Below are 17,449 nucleotides of genomic sequence, written 5' to 3'. Positions count from 1 at the left end.
CCCTTTGGGATAGATTGACTATTGGTCAAGTTTAAATATGAATCAAGCTTAAATTATAAGCCTAGATTATCAATCGAATAAAATAATACGTTTCAAATTCCAAGAATTTGGTCAACTTTTGCGCACTTAGTAAGATAGACTTAGATCAATGAGATATAAAATAGCCATTGGTTTAAATCTATTCTATCTCTCCTAACCTCTAAGGTTTTGATCTAAGAAAATTATTAAAAGGAGAATTACTAAAGTGGATTTTTTATCCGATTTTTTGACGCGCTTTCTAGCGCAGTTACAATCCCCGACACTTGGCTTTCTGATTGGTGGTATAGTTGTCGCTTCCCTTGGTAGCCAACTGGCAATTCCAGATGCAGCCTATAAGTTCATCGTCTTCATGCTGCTCATGAAAGTCGGTTTGACTGGTGGGCAAGGGATCCGCGAATCCAATCTAGGAGAGATTCTGTTGCCCGCGCTGTTCGCCGTGACGATGGGAATCCTAATCGTGTTTATCGGCCGTTACACGTTGTGTAAGCTGCCGAAGGTCAAAACCGAGGATGGTCTTGCGACCGCAGGCTTGTTCGGTGCCGTGAGTGGCTCTACCCTCGCCGCAGCCCTGACGCTACTAGAAAGTCAAGGCATCACATACGAACCCTGGGCCGCCGCACTCTATCCTTTCATGGACATCCCAGCCCTCGTAACTGCGATCGTTTTAGCCAGCATTTATACCAAAAAGCAGAAGTATCTCAGCAAGCGGGAGAATCCCAGCACCAGGCAGGAGTATCTTAGCCAGCAGCGCGGTACCGCAAGCAATCGGGTCAAGATCTGGCCCATCGTGAAGGAAAGCCTCCAGGGTTCTGCCCTAACGGCACTGCTGCTCGGCCTGGCTCTAGGTCTGGTAACTAAACCAGAAAGTGTCTATGAAAGCTTCTACAGTCCCCTCTTTAGCGGTCTGCTTTCGGTACTGATGCTAATAATGGGTATGGAGGCTGCTGCAAGGCTCGGCGAGCTGCGCAAGGTGGGTCAGTGGTATGCCCTATATGCCTTTATAGCACCGTTGCTGCATGGGCTTATAGCCTTCGGTCTCGGTATGATTGCCCACTACGTCACGGGATTTAGCCTTGGTGGTGTCGTGATCCTGGCCGTTATCGCTGCTTCCAGTTCAGACATCTCAGGACCGCCTACTTTAAGAGCTGGTATCCCGTCGGCTAATCCCTCGGCATACATCGGCTCCTCCACAGCGGTCGGCACGCCAGTTGCGATCGCCTTGGGAATACCGATCTTCATGGGGCTTGCCCAGGCTCTGATGGGCAGCTGATACCAGACAGGTCGCTGATCCAGGAGAGTACTGGCTCAGCGACCAACGCGACAGCTATAATATCAGCGCGATAGCGCGCAGTGCTGCCGTTTTTCTGAGTTTCTATATAGTTGACTAAATATACACATTAAGAGGTAAAACACATGGCTAAACCAGCAAGCAAGCTTGTCATCGTTACGGAAAAGTTACTGCTAAAAAAGATCGCCAAGATCGTCGACGAAGCCGGGGCGACCGGTTATACGGTGGTGGACGCGGGTGGTAAAGGAAGTCGCAACGTGCGCTCGTCGGGACAACCTTCCGTTTCCGAGAACTTCTCAAATATAAAGTTCGAGGTACTCACCGAAACTCGGGATATGGCCCTGAAGATTTCGGATAAAGTCGCAGCGCAGTTTTTCGATGATTATTCAGGCATCGCCTATATCTGTGAAGCAGAGGTACTGAGCGCGCACAAGTTCTGTGGGCCAGACGGCTGTTGAACCGAAACGACCCAGATCTAAAAAGAGAAACAAGATAAGGGTGAATAAAACTCAAACCTAAAATCACTCTGCTCAATCCAAAAAAACCGGGGTCATGCCTCGGCTTTTTTTTTGCTTTCCAAGTAATATTAAGATGAACTATATCAGAAATTACTCACAAGTTCCTCAGATTTTTAGTTTAACTTGATGAAAAAACTTAAACAAGATTTCGATGATGCTCTGAGCGATCGCCTTGGTAAATATGGTATTATTGTACTCGATACTAGCGTAGTCGGTTTGGATTTTTTCCCAGAATTTGCTAAGACGTAGAAGAGAAACAAATTGCCTAATGCCCTAATTATTAAATTAGATTAATGACACAATATGTTTTAGCAATTCCTCAAGTAGATTCTTCTTTACCTTGGCATAGAGTTAAGGTTTTTGATAGCAAAGTAGAAGCTGTTAAATATTCCGACGATAATTTAGGAACTGACAATGGTTGGTACTGTATGTTGAGTTATGACGGAGAATATTATATTGCCGACACAATTCATCCCAACTTATCTCCTAGTAATAATCCCCATTTAGCGATCGATGTATTTCACCACAGAGCAGATTGTATTAAATACATTCAAGCTAACTATAATTCTGATAGTGAAGGCATCATTTATTTAATATCTGAGGTTTAGTTCTCTATTTCCAATTTTTTTGCTTCATAAGTAACAGGCGTAACTAAAAACAAAAAAGTAAAAATTAGTAGTTGATAAATAACGTATAATTGCGTAAGTTTTGATTTACTGATTTTAAATAATATTTGTTTTAGCGTGAAACTATTTGTTTACCATACTCCTGAAGACACTCCCTCTGATTTGCTACCAGATTGTGCCGTAGTAATTGATGTCTTGCGAGCAACCACTACGATCGCGACGGCTTTAGATGCTGGTGCGGAAGCAGTGCAAGCATTTAGTGATATGGAAAAATTAAAGAGTCAAGCGAGTTCTTGGCAAACTGATAAGCGTCTTTTAGCAGGAGAAAGAGGTGGTCTAAAGGTAGAAGGTTTCGATTTAGGTAATTCTCCTTTGACTTGTACTCCAGAAGTCGTAAAAGGGAAAAGATTGTTTCTCACCACCACCAATGGTACTCGCGCTTTGCAAAGAGTCGAGAAATCTCCTTGCGTCATAACAGCAGCCCAAATTAACCGTCAAGCAGCAGTCAACTATTTATTAGAAACTCAACCAGAAACAGTCTGGATGGTGGGTTCGGGTTGGCAAGGAGACTATTCTGTAGAAGATACTGCTTGTGCTGGTGCGATCGCTCAGTCGATTTTTCAGCAAAGCGATATTTCGCCGATCAACTTGTTTGGCAATGACGAAGTAATTGGCGCGATCGCTCTTTACGAACAGTGGAAAGATAATTTATTAAATGTTTTTCGTCAATGCAGTCACGGACAACGGCTTTTAAAGTTAAAAGGAGATGCAGATTTACAGTATTGCTCTCAAACCGATATTTTGAATGTCTTACCCATTCAAAAAGAACCAGGTGTTTTAGTAAGCAGTAAATAGCCATTAAGCAATTGTTTGTGGCACAAAATTATGTTGTCAAAATATCTTGAACTTGAGCTATTAAAGCGATCGCAGCTTGGCGGATAGTATCTCGATTAGTATCCTCACTACCATACAGATGAGGATACATAATAGCTCTAGAGCTACTCACTACCCCACCCAAACCATCGGGATTGAAACAGGCTTTTATGCCCTCGTTTCCTCCACCTTGCGCCCCTACTCCTGGTACGAGGAATATACTTCGCGGTAATTGCTGGCGCAGTTTAATGGCTGCTTCAGGGTAAGTAGCACCAACAACTGCACCAATACCGCTATAACCAGACTCGCCAATACTTTGATCGGCAGCAGATTTAATTAAATCCGCGACAATTTCGTAGAGGTAGCGGTGATTAATTTTTTGTTCTTGAATTATTGATGCGCCAGGATTAGATGTTTTAACACAGACAAAGATTCCTTTTCCCCATTGAATTGCTTCTTGGAAAAAAGGATCGAGACAATCTGTACCTAAATAGGGAACAATTGTGATGGCATCGGCTGCATAAGGGCGTTTTGGCTCGCTGGGTAAATAACTTTGAGCGTAGGCTGTTGCAGTAGAAGCAATATCCCCTCGTTTGACATCTAGTATTACCAACAAGTCGCGATCGCGGGCAGCCATAATTGTTTTTTCTAGGGCGATTATTCCCGCAGAGCCAAATAACTCATAATAAGCACTTTGGGGTTTGACTGCGGGTACAAGATCGGCGATCGCATCTAATACCATCAGGTTATATTGGTAGATCGCTTCAGCTCGTTCGACTATACTGCTCTTTGGTGTAATTCCTTGGTGCTTTAGCCAACTTTTAGGCATCCTATCTAGAGCGGGATCTAGCCCCACAATACAGGGAGTGTTTTTTTCTTGAATAGCTCCAATCAAGCGATCGATAAATATAGTCATGCCAATTTATTTAGTTATAGATCGCTACTTTCTTCCGACTCTGCTGTGGGCTGCTGTTGTTGCAGAATTCTTTGTTGTTGAAGACGTTTAAAGTCAGATACAGAATTCTCCATTTGTCCTTGGGAATCTGCCTCAAACTCAGATGCACTGCGTCCTTTCAATTGTTGAGCGCGGTGAATCAAATCTACTGGATTTAAACCCCCAGGGGCGTCTCCATAGATACTATCTTTTTCATTGGACTGATAACCATTGTCTCGCTCGTATTGAGACTGAGCCACAACAGAAGAATTAAAACCTGCTATTAAAGTCAGAATCATACCAAGACTCAAACCCTGACTCAATTTATTTCGTTGGCTATTTTTAAACATAATGTAAGATCTTATATTATTTATCTTTCAGCTTTTTCTAAGCAAAACGACGGCGTAATAGAGGTTGAATTGCTAGCAATATTAGAGCATCAAATCCTAATAAAACTAGAATAACACTGCCAAAACTAAAGCCAATCCAGGGAGTATTCATCACAATACTATTAATTGCCCAATCTCCATGACCGTAAATATAGCGAATTGGTTCGATCGCATAGGTAAGAGGATTTAGACTAGCAATTACCTGCAACCATCCAGCCATAAAGCTTAGAGGAGCAAGAGCCGTACTAGCAAACAACAAAGGTAAGTTAGTCACAAAAATCACCGCAAGTAGTTCAATATGACCTGGTAGGGCAAAAGCCAATCCCAAACTCAAGGCTGTCACTCCCAAAACAATTAGAAATACGATTAAAGCGATCGCACTCAAGCCAACAATTCCTGGCAAACCCGCACCTAAGATCGCACTGGCAAAGATAATTACTGCGGTTTGAATAAAACTCAAGGCAATAATATAAATTGTTGATGCTGCCACAATAGAATAGCGAGAAGACAAGGGCGCGACTAACAAACGATTGAGAAAACCAAATTCGCGATCAAACATGACAGGTAAGCCTGCATTTAATGCTCCCGAAAAAGCGGTAAACACAATCACTCCTGGGGCGAGAAATTTAGCGTAACTCAAGTCACTACCAAATAAACCCGCAGGTGCTTTGCTAAATAATGCACCAAACAAAACCAACCACATAAACGGCTGAATAATTCCCGCAATCAAAGTCGAAGGACGGCGTTGCAGTTGAATAAATAGACGTTGAGTTAGAGCTAATGTTTCCTGAATAAAATCCCCCAAAGAATTACTCGACTCATTATTTTGTCCGCCAACAGCAGGATTGGGTGCTAGGGCTGACTTGATATTTCTGCTAGAAATTGATTGGCTCATAATTATTTATGGTGTAAGAAAGAAAAAATAAAGGAAAAAACCTCAAGGCTAATGACTGGATAATCTTGTTGAATAACTAATAATAATCTTTACTTCATCTGCTGTTTTTTCTCTTTTTTGAGATCTCTAGAGCTAGATGCTGCTATTTGCGCGTCCATAATGGTTTTACCCGTAGCAGCCAGATAGACATCATCAAGACTGGGGCGAGACTGCGCCAAGCTAAAAGTAGGTAAACTGACTTCGGAGAGAGACTGTTCAATTTTGCTCAAAGAGTTTTGACCAGATGTGACAATTAAGTTTAAAGAATTACCTTGTACTGTATTGACAATGACATTTTCCACAAAAGGCAGAGACTCAAGAATATATTTGGCTTTTTCAGCTTCCTCGTAGGGAGTAAATTCGCGAATGCGGAGGGTAATGCGATCGCCTCCTAGCTTATCTTTAAGTTCTGATGGCGTACCTTCAGCAATGACTACACCTTGGTCGATAATAGCCAAGCGATCGGCTAGAGCGTCAATTTCTTCTAGATAGTGGCTGGTAATTAATACTGTTGTTCCTGCCTCCCTGAGGGCTTGTAAAAACTCCCACACTACCATGCGACTTTCGATATCTAGGCCGACTGTCGGCTCGTCTAATACCAAAACTTCTGGCTGGTGTAATAACCCTGCTGCCAAATCTAATCGCTTGCGAATACCTCCTGAGTAAGTGCCTGTTTTCTTGTCGGCATAGTCTTGTAAACCCAGAACTTCAATTAATTGGTTAGTGCGATCGCCAATTGATTTTTTAGGTAAATGGTATAGTGCTGCTTGCAGCTTTAATAATTCCCTTCCCGTCAATACCTTATCTATAGCTACTTCTTGAGCTACATAACCCAGCCTTTGCCTGACAGCTTTGGGAGATGCGATCGCCGATATTCCCCCTACCTCTATTTTGCCGCGATCGGGCTTAGCTAGAGTACACAAACATCTAATGGTTGTTGTTTTTCCTGCACCGTTAGGACCTAGTAAACCGAAGATTTCTCCTGGTTCAACAGTAAAAGATATATCTTTCACTGCTGGGACATCCCCATAACTTTTCCGTAAGTTTTTGATTAAAACGGCAGCAGCCATATTCTTTATCTAAAATTTATGATTCTATATATTTTATTGTAGTAGTTTAGCCCAAGTTATAGATGTTAATTGTTTGCTAAATCAGATCTAAGTTATGGCAGATTCGACTGCGGATTCGCTAGTTAATTCCGTCGGTTTAACCCGTCTGAGATACTCATCCACTACATTGTTGCTTTCGCCTATCATTTTAATTTGTCCTTGTTCGAGCCAAATAGCTTTATGACAGTTTTTACGAATCAATTCCATCGAATGGGAAACTAGCAATACGGTAACGCGATCCTGCCAAAATTCTTCCATTCTTTGACTGCACTTATTTTTAAAAGTAACATCTCCCACGGAGAGTACTTCATCTAGGATCAAGATATCTGGTTTAGTATCTGTAGCGATCGCAAATCCCAAACGAGCAGTCATTCCTGAAGATAACCCCTTCACTGGAACAAGAGCATAATCTTCTAATTCAGCAAATTTTAGGATTAGTTTAGCCTTAGCCTTCATTTCTTCCTGAGAATAGCCCAACATCACTCCGTATAAAATAATATTATCTTTTACAGCTAACTCATGGTCAAAACCCGCACTAAGTTCGATCAAAGGTGCAACTTTGCCCCTAACTCTAACCGTACCAGAAGTAGGGGTGAGGATACCCGAAATCAGCTTGAGGAGGGTAGATTTACCCGAACCATTCGCTCCAATAATGCCAATTTTTTCACCCTTTTCAATAGTCAGGTCGATATTATCTAAAACAATTTTTTTAGCTGGATGACGATATTTGCCTTCTAAAAAAGAGAGGATAGTTCTTTTAAGGTCGTAAGAAAATTCTTCTTGTGTTCTACGCCAAAGAGAAACCCCATCTAATCTAATCGATTCTTCCATCATTTTATATATTATGTTTAAATGTTCCCAGTCAAAAGATGACTTTAAAAGTTATAGCCTATTCCTAAAAGACATTGTCCTAAAGGATACACCTTCGGATATACCCTTGTCATAAAGTATACCTCTGCGCATATGGTATATCGCTCCGTGACCGAAGGGAATCCTAAAAGTACCGCTTGGCATATAGTTTAGGGCATAAGCTTAGAGCTTTTTTAGAGCAAATCCATAAATTGAGAACGCCAACTAGAAAATGCGACTATGCCAATAGTCAAGACGATCGCACCACTAATCAGACTATGACCAATTAATATTAAGTCAGGTAGATTGCCCGAAAGAGTGATCTGGCGAATACTTTCAATAATCGGCAAAATAGGATTTAAAACTAAAAATCTACTAACAGTATCGGGAACAATATCTGGGGGATAAAAAATAGGAGAACCCATCCATAATATAAAAGTTACTAGTTCGTAAAAATAAGAAAGATCGCGAAAAAATACATATAATGCACTCATTAACATTCCTACTCCAGCACAAACTAGAATTAAACCGAAGATCGGTAATATTAAAGCAGCAACATTAATAACATTTTTAGAAATAATTAGAGTTACTATAGCCAGTAAAGGAAAAGCTCCCATTAATAATTGAAAAACATTTGCCCCTATAGTCGACAAAGGAAAAATAAATAATGGCAGACGGATTTTATTTACTATTCCACCATTTTCCACCACGCTAGGTAAGGCTTGGGCTGTAGAAGAAGAAAAGAAATTAATTACTACCAGACCTGTAAAAGCTGCCAAGATATAATTTAAAGCAGAATTATCATAATATTGCGCAAAAGCAGCACCGAAAATTGCTGTATATAAACCAGTCATTGCCATTGGATTTAATAATGACCAGTAAATACCCAAAAGAGAACCTCGATATCTTCTTTTAAGGTTGCGTCGAATCAAAACAGCCAATAGTTCTCGATACCAAGACCATTCCCTCTGTTTTTCTTGATTAGAAACAGTTGTAACCATGTAGTACTTTTATGTATTTTTCAAATCAGGATCTATTGTAATCAAAAGTAGCCCAAAAATTGGTAATAACTAGTTTGACCACTAAGGTTTTAAACCGATAATAGTGCGATGGCGAGGATCGCTGGCAACAGTAGTTTGATAATCAAAACCTGCTTCTTGTAGGGCTGATTCTACATCAAATGTATAGTAATCATCACTCCAAGGTTCGGTACTTTTCATCAAAGTAAATAATACTGGTGGCAAACCTTGAATTACAGGAGACGCAGGGTTATTATCCACCACTCCAATGACACCCCCTGGTTTGAGAATACGCAAAACTTCTCGAAAAATTGCTTCGGTTGCTTGATGGGGTAACTCATGAATCAAAAATTGCAGGGTGACTAGATCCAGAGAATTATCGGCTAAATTAGTAGATTCTCCTAAACCATGCAACCATTGAAATATTTCTTGCTGAGTATCAGTAGTCTTAGCTACTGCCAACATATAAGGAGATAAATCTAAACCAATCGTATTAATCGGGCTATTTTGTTTATTGCTAAAGTAGCGATGCAGTTCGAGGGTAGAAATTCCCACAGAACATCCCAAATCTAGAATATTAGTTATTGTGGCGGGGCAGTATTCTTCTAAAACTTGATAAAAACTATGGCGCAGTCTTTGTTGTGCCTCTTGCCAAGTGAGATCTTCATCTTTCCAGACTCGTAACCCCATAGAATAGGTAGCTGAAGCTGCTTCAAATGCTGCTTGCCAACAAAGGTTGCCCTCGTTATAAGCGTGAAAGGATACTTGATAATAGTCTGGATAAACTAAATCGGTATTAGTTAAAGACTCTAGTAAATCTTTTGCACCAGATTGTTCTAGTTCTTGATAATTTTTGCGCCAAGGAATACCATTTTTCTCTGCCGTTTGAATTAATACTTGTCGCGCTTGCCGTTGCATAATGCTATAGATCGGCTTGGTTTTAATCAGTAGATTGACAAAGCGAGAAAGTAAATCTTCTCCAGCCCAATCTGGTTTTAGTTTATCAGTCGAAAGTGTCACAGTTGTTTGTTATGGATATATCTAGAAGCATTATATTAGCTCTGGGTTATTTGTTAGGGGATAATCATTATCTAGGGTAGTATTTTTGAATATTATGTTTCTGCATATTATGGATCGTCGTATAAAAACAAAGCTAATTTTGCTAGCATCAATAGCCATGATTGGTTTAACTGGTTGTGGAACATGGTCATCAAGAGATTCTACTTCCGATCCTGTTGGGGATTCTCAGGGCAACACAACCCCAGATTCGATCGCGATAAATGGCTTGGAAAACAAAATTAGTTCGGGGGAAAAAACACTCTTCGACGAAGATCCTAATACTCAAAAACAGATGGCTGCTGATGCTTATGCTGATGGAGATTACGATCGCGCGGTGTCTCAGTGGCAAAGTAGCCTCAAACTACAACGCAACGATCCTGAAACTTTGATTTATGCTAACAATGCTCGTATTGGTAATAATCCATCCTATAGCATTGGCGTACCCGTTCCTATCGATGCAGAAATCAATGTAGCCAAAGAAATATTAAGGGGTGCTGCTCAAGCGCAACAGCAAATTAATAGTAGTGGTGGCATCAAAGGCAAGCCCATTAAATTAATAGTAGCCAATGATAGTAACAACCCCGATGTAGCTAAAAAATTAGCCCAGAATTTTAGTGAAAATCCTGAAATCCTGGGTATCGTCGGTCATTTTTCGAGCAATGTAACCTTAGAAGCAGCACAGGTATATCAAAATAAGGGCTTGGTGGTAATCTCCCCTACTAGTAGTTCTACCGCTATCTCTAATGTTGGCAGCTATGTATTTCGTACCGTATCGAGCGATTGTTTTGCAGGGAATGCTTTGGCAGAGTATTTGCTCGACCAAATTAAGGTCAAAGAAGTTGCGGTTTTATATAATTCTGCTAGTAGCTATAGTACTTCTCTGCGAGATGTCTTTAAAAGTAGTTTAGAAAATAAAAACGGTAGGGTAGTTGCCGAGTTTAATTTTAGCCAGCCCAATTTTGATATTGTTGATATTTTGACTCAAATCAAACAAAAGGGTGCAAAAGCAATAGCTATGTTCCCCAATTCATCGGGAATGAACGCTTTAGAAACTTTGGATAAAACCTTTTTGGTTGCTTTAATCAATCAAGGAGAATTACCGTTGCTGGGTGGAGACAGTTTTTATAAACCCCGTACCCTACAACTAGGCAGACAAAACGTCGTAGATATGATTATTGCCGTACCCTGGCATACCAAAAATAATAATTCCCAATTTTCTACTATGGCAAACAAACTTTGGGGAGGAGGAGTCAACTGGCGTACTGTGTTAGCCTACGATGCGACTATGGCTCTGGGGGAAGCAATGAAAAAAGAGCCTACTCGTTCGGGTATTCAGCAAACTCTGATCTCTCCAGAATTTTCAGCCGAAGGAGCAGAAAAAAAGATCGAATTTCTACCTACAGGCGATCGCGCGGCGGAAGTAGAATTAGTTAAAGTGGTAGCTAGTGATAATTCTAGCTTTGGTTACGATTTTGTGACAGTTGCTTCTCCAACTTCTGATTCGGCTGTTGATGCTTGCCAATAGTTTTAAGATTAGAAGTAATAATTCCTTGAATATTTATCAACAAGTGTTAAATGTAGCAATTTCGCAGTACGGAAAATTTGTATAATACTTCAGTTTCTTCTCACTGAAAAAAGTATGAATTTTAGTATGAATTTTAAGCTGCAATTTTCTTTACTTTTATGTTCAATTGTTGGTTTTATTGACAACCCCTTAACTGCTAAATCTGCTTTGGCGCAAGTAACCACTGATGGCACCACAGGAACGACAGTTAATGCTGATGGCAACAACTTTGAAATAAATAACGGAACTACCAACGGCAACAATTTATTTCACAGTTTTCAGGATTTTTCTGTTCCAGGGGGAGGGGAAGCTTTTTTCAATAATGCTTCTGAGATAAGTAATATTTTATCTAGAGTTACGGGAGGAAACATATCCAACATCCAAGGTGCAATTAGAGCTAATAATAGTGCCAATTTATTTTTAATCAATCCTGCGGGTATTGTATTCGGGCAGAATGCTAGTTTAGATATCGGCGGTTCGTTTTATGGCAGTACCGCAGATAGTATCTTATTTGAAGACGGAGAATTTAGCGCGGTAAATAATTTAGACGCACCTATTCTGACTATTAATGCGCCCATTGGCTTAAATCTTAGAAATAATCCCAATCCCATTACCAATCAATCCTTCTTTACAAACAACGATGGCGATTTTGTCGGCTTGGAAGTATCCTCAGGACAAACTATCGGTTTGATTGGAGGCGATGTCAACTTTGAAGCAGGCGAAGCCACAGCACCAGGAGGGTTAATTGCTGTAGGCGGATTGCTCGATGCGGGTACTATATCTATCGAACCAAATGGTAATTTGAGCTTTCCTGAAAATGTAGCTAGAGCCAATGTATCCTTGAGCAACAATGGAATTATTGATGTTAGAGGAACGGGTGGAGGAGATATTTCGATCCATGCCAATAATGTAGAAATGCTGGGGGGAGACTTTGGTGGTAGTGTCCTTCAAGCAGGAATCACGACGGACTCGATTTCTACTGAGGCTCAAGCAGGAGATATTGCGATCGATGCTCGGTCTTTAACCATGACTGGTGGCTCGCAAATTCAAAACTTTGTTGCGGGTGCAAACGAAGACATTCCAGGCGGTCAGGGAAATGCAGGAAACGTGGTAATAGAAATTGAAGGAGATATTGCGATCGCTGGAAGCAATCAAGATGGCAATCTAAGAAGCGCAATTTTTAGCGATGTAGAGTCTGGCGCAACGGGAAATGGAGGAAATATTATTATTAGTGCCAATTCTCTGTCATTAAACGAAGGATCGTTTTTGACTAGTACTACTTCTGGCGTAGGCAATGCAGGAAATATTGCAATTAATGTTGATGGCAATACGGAACTAATCGATAGCAATATTTTTAGTCAAGTAGCTGCTGATGCAGTAGGGGAAGGGGGAACAATTACTGTCAATACAACCAATCTCTCTTTGCTAGATGGTTCACAAATTACAGCAGGAGTATTTGGTACGGGTAATGCAGGTACAGTTACCATCAATGCAGCGGATAATATTACTTTTCAAGGTATAGGTAGTGATGGGCTTGCTAGCGGAATTGTTAATAATGTTGCAGCAAGTGGTATAGGAAATGCTGGGAACATTGACGTTACTACCGCCAATCTCAATTTAGTTGACGGCGGAACTATTCGCAGTAACGTATTGGGACAAGGGAATGGCGGACAGATTAAGATTAATGCTAGCAACGCTATTAATGTTTCTGGTTTTACGGAATTTGATGAAGCTACAACCAGATTTAGTTCGATTGAAAGTAGTACCTTTAGTACCGCAGAGGAAACAAATAATGCAGGTAATATTGACATCACCGCAGGTTCATTATCTTTATCAAATCAAGCCTCTTTAAGTAGTGGCACGTCAGGTAATGGTAGTGCGGGTAGCATTTTGCTAAATATCAATGGAATTACTGAACTAATCGATAGCAATATTTTTAGCCAAGTAGCTCCTGGTGGAGTGGGAGAAGGGGGAACAATTACTGTTAATACAACCAATCTCTCTTTGCTTGAGGGTTCGCAAATCTCATCGGGAGTATTTGGGACTGGTAATGCGGGGATAGTTACCATCAATGCAGCCGATACAATTACTTTTCAGGGTATCAATGAAAATGGATTTCCTAGCGGAATTGTTAACAATGTTGCAGCAAGTGGTATAGGAAATGCTGGGAACATTGACGTTACTACCGCCAATCTCAATTTAGTTAATGGCGGAACAATCGGCAGCAGCGTTATAGGAGAGGGGAACGGAGGTAATATTGTACTCGATATCGGTGGCAATACGGAATTAACAGATAGCAATATTTCTAGCCAAGTAGGTGAGACTGGAACTGGATCGGCTGGAACAATTACCCTTAATACAACCAATCTTTCTTTGCTAGAGGGTTCGCAAATCTCAGCGGGAGTTTTTGGTACGGGTAATGCAGGTACAGTTACCATCAATGCAGCAAATAATATTACTTTTCAAGGTATCAATGAAAATGGATTTGCTAGCGGAATTGTTAACGATGTTGCAGCAAGTGGTATTGGAAATGCTGGGAACATTGACGTTACTACCGCCAATCTCAATTTAGTTGACGGCGGAACTATTCGCAGTAACGTATTGGGACAAGGGAATGGCGGACAGATTAAGATTAATGCTAGCAACGCTATTAATGTTTCTGGTTTTACGGAATTTAATGAAGCTATAACCAGATTTAGTTCGATTGAAAGTAGTACCTTTAGTACCGCAGAGGGAATAAATAATGCAGGAAATATTGACATCACCGCAGGTTCATTATCTTTATCCAATCAAGCATTTTTGAGTAGTGGCACATTAGGCAATGGTAATGCGGGTAGCATTTTGCTAAATGTCAATGGGATTACTGAACTAATCGATAGCAATATTTTTAGTCAAGTAGCTGCTGATGCAGTAGGGGAAGGGGGAACAATTACCCTTAATACAACCAACCTCTCTTTGCTAGAGGGTTCGCAAATTACAGCAGGAGTTTTTGGTAGGGGTAATGCAGGTACAGTTACCATTAATGCAGCAAATAATATTACTTTTCAAGGTATCGATGAAAATGGATTTGCTAGTGGCATTCTTAATAATGTTGCAGCAAGTGGTATAGGAAATGCTGGGAACATTGATGTTACTACCGCCAATCTCAATTTAGTTGATGGAGGAACTATTCTCAGTAACGTATTGGGACAAGGGAATGGCGGACAGATTGCGATTAATGCTAGCAACGCCGTTAATGTTTCGGGATTTACTGTATTCAACGAACAAATTACCAGACTCAGTGAAATCTCAAATAGTACAGCAAATGGTTCAATTGGTGATGCAGGTAATATTGAAATTAGAGCAGCTTCATTATCTTTATCTAATCAAACAGAACTAGACAATAGTATTTTTGGCGAGGGTAATGCAGGCAATATTGTACTCAATATTAGTGGCAATACTGAATTAACCGATAGCAATATTTTTAGTCAAGTAGGTGCTGGTGGAGAGGGAGATGGAGGAACAATTACCCTTAATACAACCAATCTGTCTTTGCTTGAGGGTTCACAAATCTCAGCGGGAGTTTTTGGTACAGGAGATGGGGGAAGTGTCACAATTAACGCTTCAGATACAATTACTTTTCAAGGTATTGATAGCGATGGATTCGCTAGTGGAATTCTCAATAACGTTGCAGCTAGTGGTGTAGGAAATGGAGGTGATATTGAAATTACAACTACTAATCTCAATCTGATCGATGGAGGCAGTATTGCCAGTGATATTTTTGGTTCGGGTAGTGGAGGAGCGATCGCAATTACTGCTAATAATGCGATTAATGTGTCAGGCTTTACTATATTCGACGAACAAACTACCAGAGTAAGTGGGATCACTAGTTCTGTGGGGACAGGAGCAAACGGTAGTGGTGGAAACATCAACATAACAACACCCAATCTGGGTATAGTTGATGGTGCGAGAATTGCTGCTGGTAGTGAAGGATCTGGAGATAGTGGAGATTTAACTTTTAATATAGGCGATCGCTTGACTCTGAGAGAAAATAGCACTATTTCTGTAGAAGCTACTCAAGAAAATGCCAACGGGGGAGATATAACTATTAATGCACCGTCTGGTTTTGTAGTTGCATTCCCCAGTGAAAATGATGGTGATGGTAACGATATTTCCGCTTTTTCTAATGGAGGGGCGGGAGGAAATATTACCATTGAAGCCTTGGGAGTTTTAGGCTTAGAAGAAAGAGATATTGGTGCGGGTAATAATACTAATGATATTGATGCCAGTGGCGATATTGACGACGGCAATGTTGAAATTATTACTCCCAATGCAGATGCTATTGAAGGTTCGACTGAACTATCTGGCATTCCCATTGAATCTGGAGAAACAATCGCTCAGACTTGTTCGACGAATAGAGGTATTGCTAATAGTAATCTGGTAATTGTGGGTAAAGGTGGTGTTGCCAATTCGGCTTCTGATACTTTGACTTCACAAATAATTAGTATTGACGGTCAAACTACAGAAGTTAAATCTCCCAGTCAAGAACAGTTGCAACCCATATCAACTAGTCAGGGTAATATTATTCCCGCCCAAGGAGTAGAAATAACGGAAGACGGAGAGATTATTTTGACTGCATACAAAACTACTCAAAATGCTCGGACTCCTCATATATCGGTTAATTGTAATCAATCCTAATCAGGATATTTTAGGTTAGGTCGTCGATCTAGCCTAGAAACAGCTTGTAGGATGGATTTGAGCTTTCATCCCAATAGCGATAGCCCAAAGAATTGAGAAATGTTTGCCATTCGGACATCTCATTACTAGGTACTTGCATCCCTACTGCAATGCGCCCGTAGTCCGCACCATTATTGCGATAGTGGAATAAACTAATATTCCAGTTGGGACTCATACAGCTAAGAAACTTAATTAATGCCCCTGGACGTTCGGGAAATTCAAAGCGATATAATAATTCATTATGGGCTAAAGGCGATCGCCCTCCCACCATATGACGCAAGTGCATCTTAGCAAGTTCGTCATCGGTTAGATCGATTGTTTGAAATCCTTGGGCTTCAAAATTGCTTTTGATTTCTACTGCATCGGCGCGATTTTGGATCTGTACCCCGACAAAGATATAGGCTTTATTATCGTCAGAAATACGATAGTTAAATTCAGTGAGGTTGCGTTTATTAATGCACTCGCAAAACTTACGAAAACTACCTCTTTCTTCAGGAATAGTGACGGCAAAGATCGCTTCTCTTCTTTCCCCAAATTCTGCCCTTTCCGAAACAAAACGGAGGCGATCGAAATTCATATTTGCCCCACAGGCGATCGCAACTAGAGTTTCATCTTTGATATTTTCTTTTTCCACATAGGCTTTTGCTCCTGCGATCGCTAACGCCCCCGCTGGTTCTAAAATGGAACGAGTATCTTCAAATACATCCTTAATCGCAGCGCAGGTATCGTCTGTATCGACCAAAATAATCTCATCTACATAATCCTGACAGAGACGAAAGGTTTCTGCCCCTACTTCTCTTACCGCTACTCCATCGGCAAATAAACCCACCCTGGGCAAACATACCCGATAGCCAGCCCTGAGAGATTGAGACATAGCATCGGCATCTACGGGTTCTACCCCAATAATCTTGATTTCTGGGCGTAATCGCTTAATATATGCTGAAATTCCTCCAATTAAGCCTCCTCCTCCAATTGCCACGAAAATAGCGTGGATTGGCTTTTGGTATTGTCTTAAAATCTCCATGCCAATCGTACCTTGTCCTGCAATCACATCAGGATCATCAAAAGGATGGATAAAAGTTAAACCTTTTTCAGTACATATTTCTTTAGCATGGGCGCAAGCATCGTCATAGGTATCCCCGTATAAAACGACATTTCCCCCTCTTGCTTTTACGGCATCGATCTTGACTTGAGGTGTCGTTACGGGCATCACAATAATTGCCGTAGTACCTAATTCTTTTGCTGCTAGTGCTACTCCTTGGGCGTGATTTCCTGCGGAAGCTGCAATTACCCCTTGCTGTAGAATATCCTGGGGTAATTGTGCCATTTTGTTATATGCACCCCGTAGTTTAAAAGAGAACACCGACTGCATATCTTCGCGTTTTAGTAGCAGCTTGTTTTGCAGTCTAGTAGAAAGATTGGGTGCATATTCTAGAGGCGATTCTTGCGCCACATCATAAACACGGGCGTTGAGAATCCTCTCTAAGTAATCGGATTTCATTGGCAGGATGCTATTTAAGGGTAGTTCTAAA

At 40.8% G+C, this 17,449-nt stretch carries 14 protein-coding genes and 1 pseudogene; 7 read left to right on the top strand and 8 right to left on the bottom strand.

The features are described 5' to 3' along the window. Positions 1–244: 244 nt before the first annotated feature. From I4641_RS09560 to I4641_RS09545, 5 genes and pseudogenes are all read left to right on the top strand, one after another. Positions 245–1,309, top strand: coding sequence for a sodium-dependent bicarbonate transport family permease (locus tag I4641_RS09560; RefSeq protein ID WP_229640273.1), 1,065 nt, complete (start codon positions 245–247; stop codon positions 1,307–1,309). Positions 1,310–1,452: 143 nt separating this feature from the next. Continuing rightward, on the top strand, positions 1,453–1,785 hold the full coding sequence (locus tag I4641_RS09555; protein WP_229640272.1) for a P-II family nitrogen regulator: 333 nt from the start codon (positions 1,453–1,455) through the stop codon (positions 1,783–1,785). 192 nt (positions 1,786–1,977) lie between these two features. Further along, positions 1,978–2,111 (top strand): annotated as a pseudogene (locus tag I4641_RS23805) (prohibitin family protein); the annotation flags it as partial. A 27-nt stretch (positions 2,112–2,138) separates the two neighbouring features. Next, a complete protein-coding gene (locus I4641_RS09550; protein WP_229640271.1) occupies positions 2,139–2,453 on the top strand; it encodes a hypothetical protein in 315 nt (104 codons plus the stop codon). Between the two features lie 135 nt (positions 2,454–2,588). Next, positions 2,589–3,326, top strand: coding sequence for a 2-phosphosulfolactate phosphatase family protein (locus I4641_RS09545; protein ID WP_229640269.1), 738 nt, complete (start codon positions 2,589–2,591; stop codon positions 3,324–3,326). A gap of 28 nt (positions 3,327–3,354) precedes the next feature. Here the strand turns inward: I4641_RS09545 and pyrF are convergent, their stop codons facing one another. The 7 genes from pyrF to I4641_RS09510 all read right to left on the bottom strand — a co-directional run bounded on the left by pyrF (position 3,355) and on the right by I4641_RS09510 (position 9,598). Further along, positions 3,355–4,260, bottom strand: coding sequence for an orotidine-5'-phosphate decarboxylase (pyrF, locus tag I4641_RS09540; protein WP_229640267.1), 906 nt, complete (start codon positions 4,258–4,260; stop codon positions 3,355–3,357). A gap of 14 nt (positions 4,261–4,274) precedes the next feature. Continuing rightward, a complete protein-coding gene (locus I4641_RS09535; protein ID WP_229640266.1) occupies positions 4,275–4,628 on the bottom strand; it encodes a hypothetical protein in 354 nt (117 codons plus the stop codon). Between the two features lie 37 nt (positions 4,629–4,665). Continuing rightward, positions 4,666–5,562, bottom strand: coding sequence for an ABC transporter permease (locus tag I4641_RS09530; RefSeq protein WP_229640265.1), 897 nt, complete (start codon positions 5,560–5,562; stop codon positions 4,666–4,668). 89 nt (positions 5,563–5,651) lie between these two features. Next, positions 5,652–6,671: an ABC transporter ATP-binding protein gene (locus I4641_RS09525; protein ID WP_229640264.1), complete on the bottom strand. Its 1,020-nt coding sequence runs from the start codon at positions 6,669–6,671 to the stop codon at positions 5,652–5,654. Between the two features lie 87 nt (positions 6,672–6,758). Continuing rightward, positions 6,759–7,541: an ABC transporter ATP-binding protein gene (locus I4641_RS09520; RefSeq protein WP_369426756.1), complete on the bottom strand. Its 783-nt coding sequence runs from the start codon at positions 7,539–7,541 to the stop codon at positions 6,759–6,761. A 212-nt stretch (positions 7,542–7,753) separates the two neighbouring features. Beyond that, the gene (locus I4641_RS09515) at positions 7,754–8,560 is read right to left on the bottom strand and encodes an ABC transporter permease (RefSeq protein WP_229640261.1); all 807 of its coding nucleotides are present in this window, start codon (positions 8,558–8,560) and stop codon (positions 7,754–7,756) included. An 81-nt stretch (positions 8,561–8,641) separates the two neighbouring features. Further along, entirely contained in the window at positions 8,642–9,598 is a 957-nt protein-coding gene (locus I4641_RS09510; RefSeq protein ID WP_229640260.1) for a class I SAM-dependent methyltransferase, read from the bottom strand. Positions 9,599–9,737: 139 nt separating this feature from the next. Here I4641_RS09510 and I4641_RS09505 point away from each other — a divergent pair, with 139 nt between their 5' ends. Both I4641_RS09505 and I4641_RS09500 read left to right on the top strand, forming a co-directional pair. Further along, positions 9,738–11,162, top strand: coding sequence for an ABC transporter substrate-binding protein (locus tag I4641_RS09505; RefSeq protein ID WP_229640259.1), 1,425 nt, complete (start codon positions 9,738–9,740; stop codon positions 11,160–11,162). A gap of 126 nt (positions 11,163–11,288) precedes the next feature. Further along, positions 11,289–15,878 carry a beta strand repeat-containing protein gene (locus I4641_RS09500; protein ID WP_229640258.1) on the top strand — a complete coding sequence of 1,530 codons (4,590 nt, stop codon included), beginning with the start codon at positions 11,289–11,291 and terminating at the stop codon, positions 15,876–15,878. A gap of 28 nt (positions 15,879–15,906) precedes the next feature. Here I4641_RS09500 and ilvA read toward each other — a convergent pair whose 3' ends face one another. Next, positions 15,907–17,418: a threonine ammonia-lyase, biosynthetic gene (ilvA, locus tag I4641_RS09495; protein ID WP_229640256.1), complete on the bottom strand. Its 1,512-nt coding sequence runs from the start codon at positions 17,416–17,418 to the stop codon at positions 15,907–15,909. Positions 17,419–17,449 lie beyond the last annotated feature (31 nt).

The sequence above is a fragment of the Waterburya agarophytonicola KI4 genome (assembly GCF_020640915.1).
In the GTDB taxonomy this organism is placed as follows: Bacteria; Cyanobacteriota; Cyanobacteriia; order Cyanobacteriales; family Xenococcaceae; genus Waterburya; species Waterburya agarophytonicola.
The sequence above is the reverse complement of the archived record's forward strand: the minus strand, read 5'-3'. Positions and strand labels throughout refer to the sequence as shown.

What these genes read in the sequence shown, in the direction of transcription:
- I4641_RS09555 (WP_229640272.1), top strand. Translation starts at nt 1,453, where the DNA reads ATGGCTAAACCAGCAAGCAAGCTTGTCATCGTTACGGAAAAGTTACTG.
- I4641_RS09550 (WP_229640271.1), top strand. Translation starts at nt 2,139, where the DNA reads ATGACACAATATGTTTTAGCAATTCCTCAAGTAGATTCTTCTTTACCT.
- pyrF (WP_229640267.1), bottom strand. Translation starts at nt 4,260, where the DNA reads ATGACTATATTTATCGATCGCTTGATTGGAGCTATTCAAGAAAAAAAC.
- I4641_RS09535 (WP_229640266.1), bottom strand. Translation starts at nt 4,628, where the DNA reads ATGTTTAAAAATAGCCAACGAAATAAATTGAGTCAGGGTTTGAGTCTT.
- I4641_RS09530 (WP_229640265.1), bottom strand. Translation starts at nt 5,562, where the DNA reads ATGAGCCAATCAATTTCTAGCAGAAATATCAAGTCAGCCCTAGCACCC.
- I4641_RS09525 (WP_229640264.1), bottom strand. Translation starts at nt 6,671, where the DNA reads ATGGCTGCTGCCGTTTTAATCAAAAACTTACGGAAAAGTTATGGGGAT.
- I4641_RS09520 (WP_369426756.1), bottom strand. Translation starts at nt 7,541, where the DNA reads ATGGAAGAATCGATTAGATTAGATGGGGTTTCTCTTTGGCGTAGAACA.
- I4641_RS09515 (WP_229640261.1), bottom strand. Translation starts at nt 8,560, where the DNA reads ATGGTTACAACTGTTTCTAATCAAGAAAAACAGAGGGAATGGTCTTGG.
- I4641_RS09500 (WP_229640258.1), top strand. Translation starts at nt 11,289, where the DNA reads ATGAATTTTAAGCTGCAATTTTCTTTACTTTTATGTTCAATTGTTGGT.
- ilvA (WP_229640256.1), bottom strand. Translation starts at nt 17,418, where the DNA reads ATGAAATCCGATTACTTAGAGAGGATTCTCAACGCCCGTGTTTATGAT.